Source organism: Streptomyces vastus, from assembly GCF_039532825.1.
Lineage (GTDB): Bacteria > Actinomycetota > Actinomycetes > Streptomycetales > Streptomycetaceae > Streptomyces > Streptomyces vastus.
Window position 1 is genome coordinate 98532 of the sequence record NZ_BAAASJ010000005.1, and the last position, 12614, is coordinate 111145.

11 protein-coding genes and 1 other RNA gene are annotated in these 12614 nt (G+C 68.4%); 4 read left to right on the plus strand and 8 right to left on the minus strand.

Annotation, left to right across the window (positions count from 1 at the left end; all coding sequences use genetic code 11):
* Positions 1-20: 20 nt before the first annotated feature.
* The 3 genes from ABD357_RS03070 to ABD357_RS03080 are packed head-to-tail and all read left to right on the plus strand — an operon-like array spanning position 21 to position 4128.
* Positions 21-845, plus strand: coding sequence for a carbohydrate ABC transporter permease (locus tag ABD357_RS03070; RefSeq protein ID WP_344387309.1), 825 nt, complete (start codon positions 21-23; stop codon positions 843-845).
* Positions 846-856: 11 nt separating this feature from the next.
* The gene (yicI, locus tag ABD357_RS03075) at positions 857-3130 is read left to right on the plus strand and encodes an alpha-xylosidase (RefSeq protein ID WP_344387310.1); all 2274 of its coding nucleotides are present in this window, start codon (positions 857-859) and stop codon (positions 3128-3130) included.
* The gene (locus ABD357_RS03080; protein WP_344387311.1) at positions 3124-4128 is read left to right on the plus strand and encodes a LacI family DNA-binding transcriptional regulator; all 1005 of its coding nucleotides are present in this window, start codon (positions 3124-3126) and stop codon (positions 4126-4128) included. The genes yicI and ABD357_RS03080 overlap by 7 nt, the downstream gene beginning before the upstream one ends.
* 118 nt (positions 4129-4246) lie before the next feature.
* Here ABD357_RS03080 and ssrA read toward each other — a convergent pair.
* From ssrA to ftsE, 5 genes are all read right to left on the minus strand, one after another.
* Positions 4247-4643, minus strand: a transfer-messenger RNA (tmRNA) gene (ssrA, locus tag ABD357_RS03085).
* Positions 4644-4765: 122 nt separating this feature from the next.
* Positions 4766-5245, minus strand: coding sequence for an SsrA-binding protein SmpB (gene smpB / locus ABD357_RS03090; protein ID WP_344387312.1), 480 nt, complete (start codon positions 5243-5245; stop codon positions 4766-4768).
* Positions 5246-5263: 18 nt separating this feature from the next.
* Positions 5264-6481, minus strand: a complete 1218-nt coding sequence (locus ABD357_RS03095; protein ID WP_344387313.1) for a S41 family peptidase — start codon at positions 6479-6481, stop codon at positions 5264-5266.
* Between the two features lie 67 nt (positions 6482-6548).
* Positions 6549-7466 carry a permease-like cell division protein FtsX gene (gene ftsX, locus ABD357_RS03100; protein WP_344387314.1) on the minus strand — a complete coding sequence of 306 codons (918 nt, stop codon included), beginning with the start codon at positions 7464-7466 and terminating at the stop codon, positions 6549-6551.
* Between the two features lie 215 nt (positions 7467-7681).
* Complete coding sequence (gene ftsE, locus ABD357_RS03105) at positions 7682-8371, minus strand: cell division ATP-binding protein FtsE (protein WP_033328283.1); 690 nt, start codon at positions 8369-8371, stop codon at positions 7682-7684.
* A 258-nt stretch (positions 8372-8629) separates the two neighbouring features.
* Between ftsE and ABD357_RS03110 the strand changes: the two genes are divergently transcribed.
* Positions 8630-8821, plus strand: coding sequence for a hypothetical protein (locus tag ABD357_RS03110; RefSeq protein ID WP_033328281.1), 192 nt, complete (start codon positions 8630-8632; stop codon positions 8819-8821).
* Between the two features lie 151 nt (positions 8822-8972).
* Here the strand turns inward: ABD357_RS03110 and ABD357_RS03115 are convergent, their stop codons facing one another.
* The 3 genes from ABD357_RS03115 to ABD357_RS03125 all read right to left on the minus strand — a co-directional run bounded on the left by ABD357_RS03115 (position 8973) and on the right by ABD357_RS03125 (position 12561).
* Positions 8973-9629, minus strand: coding sequence for an LPXTG cell wall anchor domain-containing protein (locus ABD357_RS03115; protein WP_344387316.1), 657 nt, complete (start codon positions 9627-9629; stop codon positions 8973-8975).
* Between the two features lie 304 nt (positions 9630-9933).
* A complete protein-coding gene (gene prfB / locus ABD357_RS03120) occupies positions 9934-11040 on the minus strand; it encodes a peptide chain release factor 2 (protein ID WP_344387317.1) in 1107 nt (368 codons plus the stop codon).
* Positions 11041-11328: 288 nt separating this feature from the next.
* Positions 11329-12561, minus strand: coding sequence for a serine/threonine-protein kinase (locus ABD357_RS03125; RefSeq protein ID WP_344387318.1), 1233 nt, complete (start codon positions 12559-12561; stop codon positions 11329-11331).
* Positions 12562-12614: the final 53 nt, after the last annotated feature.

Sequence of the window (12614 nt, forward strand, 5' to 3'; positions counted from 1 at the left end):
ACCGAGGAGAGGCTCCGCAGATGACGACAGCCATACGCCGCTATCCCGTCCTCGTCGCCCTCGTCATCGCCGCCGCCTTCATGGTGCTGCCGTTCCTGATCGTCGCGGTCAACGCGGTGAAGTCCCCGGCCGAGTACTCGTCGAACGGCCCCCTGAGCCTTCCCGACGGCCTCTATCTCGACGGCCTGAAGGACTTCTGGGAGCGCGTCGACTTCGGGCAGAAGCTCGTCAACTCGATCCTGATCAGCGGCAGTGTGGCCGTAGGGGCCGCCGTGCTGTCCGTCCTCAACGCGTACGCGATCGGCATCGGCCGGATCAAGGGCCGCACCTGGGTGCTGGCGTTCTTCGTGCTGGCGAACATGCTGCCGCAGGAGGCGCTGGTCTACCCGATCTACTACCTGAGCAAGGAAGCCGGCATCTACGACACCCGGCTGAGCGTGATCATCGTCTTCACGGTGATCCAGGCGGCCTTCGGTACGTATCTGCTGTCGTCCATTCTCGGGCAGTTCCCGCGCGAGATCATCGAGGCTGCCCGGATCGACGGGGCGAACAAGTGGCAGGTGCTGTGGCGGATCGTGGTCCCCGTCAGCCGGCCGACCATCGGAGTGCTGCTGGTCCTCTTCTTCATCTGGACCTGGAACGAGTTCCTGCTGCCACTGGTCATGCTGATCTCGAACGACAACCAGACGGTGTCGGTGGCGCTCGGTGTGCTCCAGGGCCAGCGCCTGATGGACGCCACGATGACGAACGCGGCCGCCCTCCTCGGCGTACTGCCCGCCATCGTCTTCTTCCTCGTCTTCCAGCGGACACTCACCCGCGGTATCGCCGTGGGTGCCGTCAAGTAAGGGGTGTGCCGGTGAAGTTCAGCGACGGCTACTGGCTGCTGCGCGAGGGCGTGACCGCGGCCCATCCGGTCGAGGTCCTCGATGTCACCGCCGAGCAGGGCACGTTGGAGATCCACGCGCCGACCCAGCCCATCCGCCACCGCGGCGACCTGTTGAAGGGACCGGTCGTGACGATCAGCGCGCATGCGCCGATGCCCGATGTCATCGGCGTGACGTTCACACACTTCGAGGGCGAGGAGCCACGCGGGCCCGAGTTCGAGGTGAGTAAGGAGGAGGTCGCGGCGACGGCCTCGTACGACGACGAGTACGCGACCCTCACCGCGGGCGCCCTGTCCGTGAAGGTCTCCCGCGACGGCCCCTGGCACATCGACTTCCTCGCCGACGGCCGCACCCTCACCAGCAGTGGCCGCAAGGGCATGGGCATCATGCGGGACGCCGAGGGGGGCCACTATCTGCGGGAGCAGCTGAACCTCGGCGTGGGCACGAACGTCTTCGGCCTCGGGGAGCGCTTCGGGCCGCTGGTCAAGAACGGCCAGGTCGTCGACATGTGGAACGCCGACGGCGGCACGGCCACGGAACAGGCCTACAAGAACGTCCCGTTCTATCTGACGAACGCGGGCTACGGCGTCTTCGTCGACCATCCGGGACGGGTGTCGTTCGAGGTCGGCTCGGAGACGGTCTCGCGGGTCCAGTTCAGCGCCGAGACACAGCAGTTGACGTACTACGTCATCTACGGGCCGACGCCCAAGGACATCCTGCGCAAGTACACGGCGCTCACCGGCCGTCCCGCCCTGCCGCCCGCCTGGTCGTTCGGGCTGTGGCTGTCGACGTCCTTCACCACCTCGTACGACGAGGCCACCGTCACCTCCTTCATCGAGGGCATGGAGGAGCGCGAACTGCCGCTGTCCGTCTTCCACTTCGACTGTTTCTGGATGCGCGAGTTCAACTGGTGCGACTTCCAGTGGGATCCGCGGGTCTTCCCCGACCCGGAGGGCATGCTCAAGCGGCTCAAGGAACGCGGACTGCACATCAGCGTGTGGATCAATCCCTACATCGCGCAGCGTTCCCCGCTGTTCGCGGAGGGGCGGACCCTCGGGCATCTGCTGAAGAAGCCGGACGGCAGCGTCTGGCAGTGGGACCTGTGGCAGCCGGGAATGGCACTGGTCGACTTCACGAGCCCGGCCGCCCGCGACTGGTACGCGTCGAAACTTCGGGCACTGCTCGCGCAGGGCGTCGACTGCTTCAAGACCGACTTCGGCGAGCGGGTCCCGGTGGACGTGGCGTACGCGGACGGCGGCGACCCGGAGCGGATGCACAACTACTACACGTACCTCTACAACCGCACCGTCTTCGACGTGCTGCGCGAGCACCGCGGCGAGCAGGAGGCCGTGGTCTTCGCGCGGTCGGCGACGGTCGGCAGCCAGAAGTTCCCGGTGCACTGGGGCGGCGACTGCGAGGCGACGTACGAGTCGATGGCGGAGTCGCTGCGCGGCGGACTCTCCCTCGGCCTGTCCGGCTTCGGCTACTGGAGCCATGACATCGGCGGCTTCGAGGGCACGCCGACGCCCGCCCTGTTCAAGCGGTGGATCGCCTTCGGACTGCTGTCCTCGCACAGCAGGCTGCACGGCTCGTCGTCGTATCGCGTGCCGTGGCTGTTCGACGAGGAAGCCGTCGATGTGCTGCGGCTGTTCACCAGGCTCAAGCTCCGCCTCATGCCGTATCTGTACGAGGCTGCCCGCGCCGCCCACGCGGAGGGGGTGCCGATGATGCGGGCGATGGTCCTGGAGTTCCCGGACGATCCCGGGTGCGCGCATCTGGAGCGGCAGTACATGCTCGGTTCCGATCTGCTGGTCGCGCCCGTGTTCTCGGACGAGGGCGAGGTGTCGTACTACGTCCCCGAGGGCACCTGGACCCATTTCCTCAGCGGGCAGACCGTCACCGGGCCGCGCTGGGCGCGCGAGAAGCACGGGTTCTCTAGCGTTCCGTTGCTGGTCAGGCCGGGTGCGGTGATTCCGGTCGGTGACGTCGAGGACCGGCCCGACTATCCGTACGCGGATGGTGTCACCCTGCACGCGTACGGCCTGGAACGCGGCGCACAGGTCACGGTGCCTGTGGACGGCGTGACCTTCACGGTCGTACGCGAAGGGGACACGCTGCGGGCCTCGTCGAGCGATCCCGCGGCGCCCTGGGGACTGTCCGCCGGCGGACGGACGGTACGGGCCAAGGCCGGGACAGGATTTGTGTCGCTGGAACTGAACTCCCCGGAACAGGAAGGGACATGGTGAAGATCACCGACGTGGCGCGGCACGCGGGTGTCTCCCCCAGCACCGTTTCGTACGCGCTGAGCGGCAAGCGCCCGATCTCCGAGGAGACCCGGCAGCGGATCGAGGAAAGCATCCGCGAGCTGGGCTACCGGCCGCACGCGGGCGCGCGGGCGCTGGCCAGCAGCCGGTCCAATGTGCTCGCGCTGGTGGTGCCGTTGAGGGCGGGCATCCATGTGCCGGTGGTGATGCAGTTCGCGGTGTCCGTGGTGACGACGGCGCGCCGGCACGATCACGACGTACTGCTGCTCACCCAGGAGGAGGGCGAGGACGGGCTGCGGCGGGTCGCGGACACGGCGCTCGTGGACGCGCTCATCGTGATGGACGTCCAGCTCCACGACGGGCGGCTGCCGTTGCTGCGCGCTCTGGACCGGCCCTCGGTGCTGATCGGGTTCCCGGCCGAGCCCGACGGGCTCACCTGCATCGACCTGGACTTCCAGGCGGCGGGCGAGGTGTGCGTCGAGCATCTGGCGGGCCTCGGCCACCGGGTGATCGCACTCGTGGGCTCACCGCCCGAGGTGTACGTACGGGAGACGGGCTTCGCCCAGCGGGTCGTACGGGGCTTCACCGCGGCGGCGGACCGGCACGGGCTGTCCTCCTCGGTGCACCCGTGCGAGGCGGAGCCCGCGGCGGCCCGCCAGGTCGCCGAGCAACTCCTCCGCGAACGCCCGGCGTTGACAGGTGTCGTCGTCCACAACGAGCCGATCGTCGAACCTCTCATCGACGCCTTCGAGCAGCTCGGCCTGCGTGTCCCCGGCGACCTCTCCGTCACCGCGATCTGCCCGGACGAGCTGGCCGCCCGCGTCCGCGTCCCCGTCACCTCGGTCGCCATACCGTCCGCCGAGGTGGGTACAGGAGCGGTCGAACTGCTGATGAAGAAGCTGGGCGGCGCGTCCGTACCGGAGGCGACGCTGCTGCCGCCGCGGCTGACGGTGCGGGAGAGCACGGGGCGGCGGCCCTGACGAGCGCTGACGAAAGCCCGCGGCTCGAGCGATACGACGAAGGCCCGGTGGTCGTCATGACCACCGGGCCTTCGTCTCACATGGGATGAGGCGGTCTGGGGGGCATGCCCCCAGACGCTTGTGGAGATGGCGGGAATCGAACCCGCGTCCAACGGTGCAGAACCAGGGCTTCTCCGTGTGCAGTTCGCTGCGCTTTTCTCGGCCCCGGCGATCACGCGAACAAGTCGCCGACAGGCCCAGTCACTATTTGATTTCCCTCTATGCCCCGTGACCGGGCTTAGAGGTTTAGTTCCCTAGCTGATGCCAGGATCCGGGTCGGGAACGAGCCCGGGCTGACACTCCCATCAGAGAGGCTTCGCTTCGCTACTTAAATCAGGCAGCGAGGGCGAAAGCCTGGGGAGAATCGCTCTTAGAATTGGCGATTATTTTTTTCGGCCTGTGGTTTACGAGATCATGGCCGCTTCCTCGACACGCTTCCCCTGCTTCGACATCCGCTGTCGAAACCGATCATCCCCATGTTGATTTTTCAATCCCCTCCGGAGAGGGGCCCGCACCCGCTGTGGGGTGCAGCTGCCATCGTACGTGACCAACGCACGTCGGTGCCAACCTATTCCCGGGGCCGGGACCCGGGAACCCGCTACGCCTGCTGCCGCCGCCGTACCGCCGACACCGCGCGCTCCGTCTCCCGCCGGTCCTGCTTCTCGCGCAGGGTCTGGCGCTTGTCGTACTCCTTCTTGCCCTTCGCCAGCGCGATCTCGATCTTGGCTCGGCCGTCCTTGAAGTACAGCGCGAGGGGCACGATGGTGTGGCCCGTCTCCTGGGACTTCTGCTCCAGCTTGTCGATCTCCTCGCGGTGCATCAGGAGCTTGCGCTTGCGCCGGGCGCTGTGGTTGGTCCACGTGCCCTGGCTGTACTCGGGGACGTGCACGTTGTAGAGCCACGCCTCGTGCCCCTCCAGGGACACGAACCCGTCGACCAGCGACGCCCGGCCCTGGCGCAGGGACTTCACCTCGGTTCCCATGAGGACCAGGCCGGCCTCGTAGGTGTCGAGGATGTGGTAGTCGTGCCGCGCCTTCTTGTTCTGCGCGATCAGCTTGCGCCCTTTTTCCTTAGCCATAGTGCGGCCATTTTCGCACTACGAGGGGTCCCCGAGGCCACTCAATACCGTCTCGGCCCGTTCCAGGACGCCTTCCTCGACCTCCAGGTCGGGGCTGATGCCGCTGCCGTCGACCCTGCGCCCGGAGGGAGTGCGGTAGTGCCCGACGGTCAGTTCGGCGACGGAACCGTCGGGGAGGCGGCTCGGCATCTGGACCGAGCCCTTGCCGAAGGTCCTGGAGCCCACGACGACCGCGCGTCCACGGTCCTGCAGGGCACCCGTGAGGAGCTCGGCCGCGCTCATCGTGCCGCCGTCGACGAGCGCGACCAGGGGTCTGGAGGTGTCGCCGCCCGGCTCGGCGTGCAGGGCGCGCTGATCGCCGCGTACGTCGTACGTCGCCACCAGGCCGCCGTCGAGGAAGGCGGAGGCGGCGGTGACGGCCTCGGTGACCAGGCCGCCGGAGTTCGCGCGCAGGTCGAGAACGATCCGGGCGCCGGCAGGGGTCCCGGCCACGGCGGCCCGTACGAGTTCGCCGGAGCCCTTGGTGAAGGCGGCGACCTTGATCACGGTGACGTCGCCGGCGAGTTCGCGTACCGTCACGGACTCCGTGGAAAGCCTCGCCCGGCGCACCGTCTCGGTCCACGCGCGCTTGCCGCGCTCCAGGCCCAGGGAGACGGCCGTACCGGCGGCGTCGCCGGTGGCGTCGCCGCGGAGTAACGCGACGACCTCGGTCACCGGCCGGCCGTCGACGCGCTTGCCGTCGACGCTGCGCAGCCGGTCGCCCTTGCGGATCCCGGCGGCTTCCGCGGGCGAGCCGTCCCGCACGCGGGCCACCGCGATACGTCCGTCGCGCTCGCGGCGGGCCCACAGGCCGACGCCGGTGTAGGCGCCGTCGAGGGCCTCCTCGAACTCCTCGTACTCGCCCTCGGAGTACACCGCGCCCCAGCGGTCGCCGCTGCGGCTCACCGCGCGCTCAGCCGCCTCCACGGGCGACTTGCCGTCGGCCATCGCCTCGGCTGCGGCCTCGGAGACATCATCCTGGCGACTGCCGGAGTCGGCGGACCCGGCGGCGGACCCGGCGGACTCGGCGGCGGACCCGACCGTCGCGGTTCGGGCGCCCTGGGAAGAGGATTTCTGGTCGGATGCGCTGAAAGAGCCGGTCGCGGCACCTGTGGCGAGGACGCTCGCGAAGACCAACGTCAGGGCCGCCCCGCGGCGGATACGGCGGGGCGGACAGAACAGGTCTCGACCTGACATGCCGGTGAGTCTAGGACAAGGCAAGGGGCCGTACGCCTCGTCGGCAGTACGGCCCCATTGGTATGCGTCACACCTTCAGGTACTTGCGCAACGCGAAGAACGCGGCAAGCGCGGGCATCAGCAGACTTGTGGCGAGGATGAGCGGAAGATACTTCAACACCGCGTCCCAGCCGATGAAGTTGATCAGAGTCAGCTTCTCCGACAGGGCGAGTCCGTGATCGATGATGAAGTATCTGGCGATCACCAGGAACCCGCACGCGACCGTTCCGCCGATGAGTCCGGCGACGGCGGCCTCCATGATGAACGGGGCCTGGATGTAGAAGCCGGAGGCTCCCACGAGACGCATGATGCCGGTCTCCCGGCGGCGGCTGAACGCCGAGACGCGCACCGTGTTGACGATCAGCATCAGCGCGACGACGAGCATCATCGCCATCAGCGCGCGGGCCGCCCAGTTCATGCCGTTGAGCAGCTCGAAGAGGTTGTCCAGGATGCCCTTCTGGTCCTGCACCGACTGAACCCCGTCACGGCCGTCGAAGGCGGTGGCGATGACCTGGTACTTCTCCGGGTCCGTCAGCTTGATGCGGAAGGACTCCTGCATCTGGTCCGGCGTGAGCGAGCTGGCCAGCGGGGAGTCGCCGAACTGCTCTTTGTAGTGCTTGTACGCCTGGTCCGACGACTCGTGCGCGACGGTGTCGACGACGGACATCTTCTCGAGGTCGGTCTCGATCTGCTTCTTCTGCTCGGTGGTGACCGCTCCCCTGGCGCAGTTGGGGTCGGACTCCGCGTCGCTCTTGTTGCAGAGGAAGATCGAGACGTTGACCTTGTCGTACCAGTAGCCCTTCATCGTGCTGACCTGATCGCTCATCAGGAGCGAGCCGCCGAACAGGGCGAGGGAGAGGGCTACGGAGACGATGACCGCGAAGGTCATCGTCAGATTGCGGCGGAGACCGACGCCGATCTCCGACAGGACGAACTGGGCGCGCATGGCGTCTACTCAGGCCTTTCCATGGACAGCTGCGGGCGGGGAGGGCCTGTGTCGGAAGTGGCGTCGTCCGCCCGAAGGGCGGGCCTCGCGGCGTCTGGTGCGTGCGATCGCAAGGCGCCGGAAGGTCCTCGTAGCGGAGCTACTAGGGCCTTTCGGCAACGCGGCGAGCGTGCGTGCCAGACGCCGCGAGGCAGGCGCCACTTCCGACACAGGCCCTAGTGCTGGTAGCCGTAGACGCCGCGTGCCTGGTCGCGGACGAGGCGGCCCTGCTCCAGCTCGATGACGCGCTTGCGCATCTGGTCCACGATGTTCTGGTCGTGGGTCGCCATCAGGACGGTGGTGCCCGTCCGGTTGATGCGGTCGAGCAGCTTCATGATGCCGACGGAGGTCTGCGGGTCGAGGTTTCCGGTCGGCTCGTCGGCGATGAGCAGCTTCGGCCGGTTGACGAAGGCGCGCGCGATGGCGACACGCTGCTGCTCACCACCGGAGAGTTCGCCCGGCATCCGGTCCTCCTTGCCGCCGAGCCCGACGAGGTCGAGCACCTGGGGCACGGATTTACGGATCTCGCCGCGGGACTTGCCGATGACCTCCTGCGCGAACGCGACGTTCTCGCCGACCGTCTTGTTCGGCAGCAGCCGGAAGTCCTGGAACACCGTCCCCAACTGGCGGCGCATGTGCGGCACTTTCCAGTTGGACAGGCGCGCGAGGTCCTTGCCCAGGACGTGGACCTGGCCGTGGCTGGTGCGCTCCTCGCGCAGGATCAGCCGCAGGAAGGTGGACTTTCCGGAGCCGGAGGAGCCCACCAGGAACACGAACTCGCCGCGCTCGACCTCCAGGGAGACATCCCTGAGTGCGGGGCGGGTCTGCTTTGGGTAGACCTTGGAGACGTTGTCGAATCGGATCACGGATGCACCACGAGTCAGCGGGGGTAGGTGAGCGTGACCATACGCGAACCCGGCGGGCGGGCGCAGTCGCCGGTCGGGGTTGCGCGAGGGTTGCACGTTTTGTCGCACATGGGAAGGGCTCGAATGCGCCAGGACCGCGAAGGATAAGGGGACGCGAGCCTAAATCCGGGGAACCTGGCACAGTGGAGGGGAACGTTCTCGTTCCTGAGAGCGTTGAGAGCGTTGTCTACGTGGAACCGGTGCAAGGAGGGCGAGCGCATGACGTACGACCGGTTGGTGTGCGCGAACTGTGCCGCGCCCGTGAATGAAGGCCGCTGCCCCGTCTGCCGTGCGAACAGGGAGCGGCTGCAGCAGGAGAGCCCGTTCGCGGGCCTGAACCCCATGGCGCTGATCGCGCTGCTGGCCGTGCTGATCGCGGCCGTGGCCCTGCTGGCGCACCAGACCGCGTAGCGAGCGGCGAGGCACTTCGTACAGCAAGCAGCACAGCAAGAGGCATGACGTGTACGGCGAGAAGGGCCCGGAGTCCTGGTACTGGACTGGTACTGGACTCCGGGCCCTTCTCGTGTTCGTACGCCTACGGCGGGTCAGCCTCTGACAGGCGTCAGGCGGCGGCGCCGCGGCCGTTCATGAGGCGGGGCAGCATGCGGAAGCCGATACCGCCGGCGATCATCGTGGCCGCACCGACCAGCAGGAAGGTGGTCTCGGCGGCGCCGGTCTCGGCGAGCTCGCCGCCACCGCCGGTGCCCTGGGCGGAGGTGTCCGAGGCGCCCGTGCCGGTACCCGTACCGCTGCCGGTGTCGGTCAGGCTCTCCTTGCCCTCACCCTGCTCGACGGGCTGCGAGCCGCCGTCGGGGTCGGTGTCGTTGCCGCCACCGCCGTTACCACCGCCGTTACCGTTGCCACCGCCGTTGCCATTGCCCGGGTCCTCGGTGGGCTCGTCGGTGGGAGGCTCATCGGTCGGCGGCTCGTCGGTGGGAGGCTCGTCCGTCGGCGGCTCGTCGGTCGGCGGCTCGTCGGTGGGAGGCTCGTCCGTCGGCGGCTCGTCGGTCGGGATCTCCGTAGGCGGGTCGGTCGGGTCCTCGACACCGAGGCCGACACCGACACCGTTCTTGTCGGCGCTGGCGCCGACGCTCAGACCGCCCACCTCGACGCCGACGTCAAGGGCCGAAGCGGCACCCGCGGCGGTCAGCGAAGCACCGGCGGCGATCACCGCACCGGCGGCCACCCGCGCGACACGGATCCGCGTCTTCTTGGTCATCTGCCTGCTACCCCCAGATAGCTCATCGTGAATGGAGCAGCGCCTGGGGCGACGACATCAGGGACGCTCTCGAAGCCCCCCGGTTCACATGCGCCCCAGAGATACGCATGCCGCGCGTCAGCCTTCCTGTTCTTCAAAGCATCGTCAAGGTCGTTGCGACCGTGATGTCCAGATCAAGGTCATATGACGGCCGATACTCAATGTGAGTGTGACGTAAAACCCAGACATTGGACTGCAGAAAGGGCAACTGCCGTCCATAAGACGGCAGTTGCCCTGTCGACAAAACGACGCCTGCGAAAGTCGCTTACTTCGCCTGCTGCTTGCGCCAGCGAATTCCGGCCTCCAGGAAGCCATCGATCTCGCCATTGAACACAGCCTCCGGATTGCCCACCTCGTACTCCGTGCGCAGATCCTTGACCATCTGGTACGGGTGCAGGACGTACGAACGCATCTGGTTGCCCCAGGAGTTGCCGCCGTCGCCCTTGAGGGCGTCCATCTTGGCCTGCTCCTCCTGCCGGCGCCGCTCCAGCAGCTTCGCCTGCAGTACGTTCATGGCGGTCGCCTTGTTCTGGATCTGCGACCGCTCGTTCTGGCAGGAGACGACGATTCCCGTGGGGATGTGGGTCAACCGCACCGCGGAGTCAGTGGTGTTGACGCCCTGACCGCCGGGACCGGACGAGCGGTACACATCCACCCGCAGCTCGGACTCGTCGATCTCGATGTGGTCGGTCTTCTCGACGACGGGCAGCACCTCCACGCCCGCGAACGAGGTCTGCCGACGCCCCTGGTTGTCGAACGGCGAGATCCTGACGAGCCGGTGCGTGCCCTGCTCCACCGACAACGTCCCGTAGGCGTAAGGCACCTGGACGGCGAAGGTGGTCGACTTGATGCCGGCCTCCTCCGCGTACGAGGTTTCGTAGACCTCGGTCTTGTAGCCCTGCTGTTCGGCCCAGCGCAGGTACATGCGCTGGAGCTTCTCGGCGAAGTCCGCGGCGTCGACGCCGCCGGCTTCCGCGCGGATGTTGACGAGTGCCTCGCGGGAGTCGTACTCCCCCGACAGCAGCGTCCGGACCTCCATCTCGTCCAACGCCTTCCTGACGGCGGTGAGCTCCGTCTCGGCCTCGGCGCGGGTGTCCGGGTCGTCCTCCTCCTCGGCCATCTCGAAGAGCACTCCCAGATCGTCGATCCGGCTGCGCAGGGCTTCCGCCTTGCGGACCTCCGCCTGGAGGTGGCTCAGCTTGCTGGTGATCTTCTGCGCCGCTTCCGGGTCGTCCCACAGGGACGGCGCTGCCGCCTGCTCCTCGAGCACGGCGATATCTGCCCTCAGCGTGTCGAGGTCCAGGACGGCCTCGATCGACTCCATGGTCGCGGAGAGGGATTTGAGCTCTTCGGATACATCGACAACTGCCACACCCCCAGCGTACTGGCTCCGCCAAGTGGGGCAGGCCGGTGAGCGGAGGCCGGCGTGCGGGCGTTCTTTTCCCCAGCCCCGCCCCTTCCCGAAAACTGGGGGCTGCGGGCTGTCAGGGGTTGCTCGCGCAGTTCCCCGTGCCCTGGGCGGGTGGGGGCTTGGGCCGTCGTGCGGCCCGCGCCCCGTCAGGGGCGCGGGGAACTGTGCGACCAGCCGCAACGGACCCGCAGCTGCCAACGCACCCCCAACCCCCCTGCCCCGTAGGCACCCCGCCGAGGGGGGCGGCGGTTACGGCGAAGCCGGAGCCGATGTCCCCGTTTCCTGCGGCTTCGCGTCCGCGTTGTCGCCCGTCGTGGCGAGCCACGTGCCGATGCCGACCGCCGCCGCGAGGGCGACGGCCACCGCGCTGAGCGTGAGGCGTCGGCGCCGGGCCGCGGCACGGTTGCGGGCGGAGCCGGGCCGCGGGGCACCGGCGGCGCGGGGCGCGCGGGCGGTGCCCCTGGCGCCGCCCGCCAGCTCGTCCGGCCCCGGCACGCGCATGCTCGTATGCGTGTCACGGTTCGAGTCCGGCGCGGCACGCCCCGGCACCAGCGGCACAGCACCCCGCCGCACCCGCTCGACGTCGCGCCGAGCCTCCGGCTCCGCGGGCGCCGCGTCGGACTCCGGCTCCGGCTCGTCCACATCCAGCGGCGGCATCCCCGCCAGTTCGGGCAGCTGCTCCCGCAGCCGCGCCCCCAGCTCGGACGCCCGCAACCTTGACGCCGGCGCCTTCGCCAGACACTGCACGAGCAGCTGCCACAGCTCGTCGGGAATGCCGGGAAGCGGTACCACCGTCTCCGTGACATGCCGCCGCAGCACCGCTCCGGGGTGACCGCCGCCGAACGGTGTGAACCCGGCCAGCAGCTCGTACAGCACGGTCGCCAGCGCGTAGATGTCGACGGCCGCCCGAGGGGGCAGCCCCTCGATGATCTCGGGAGCCAGATAGTCCGGCGTACCGATGATCTTCGTCGCCCGGGTCCGCCGCGGCGAGTCGATGAGCTTGGCCACACCGAAGTCCGTCAGCAACGCCGGATGCGAGCCGCCGGGCCCGAGCGGTCCCTGCATGTCGAGCAGTATGTTCTCCGGCTTGACGTCCCGGTGGACGACACCGGCCGCGTGCGCGGCAGCCAGCCCGTCCGCGACGTCCGCGACGATCGCGACCGCGGCCTCGGGAGCCAGCCGCCGCTCGCGGTCGAGACGGGTGCGCAGATCCGTCCCCCGTACGAGATCCATGACCAGCGCCAGGTCGTTGCCGTCGACCACCAGGTCACGTACGGAGACGACATGCGGATGATCGAGCCCGAGCAGCGCCGTCCGTTCCTGAACGAAGCGCCCCACGAGCTCCTGGTCGGAGGCGAGGTCCTCACGCAACAGCTTGATGGCGACGGGCCCCTCCGGCCCCTCGCCCAGCCACACCGTGCCGGCGCTGCCCCGCCCCAGAATCTGGTGCGCGGTGTACCGGCTTCCGATCTTCCGTGCCAAGACTGCTCCTACGGACGCGTGTTGTCGCTAAAGCTACGCGCCCACAGACCCAA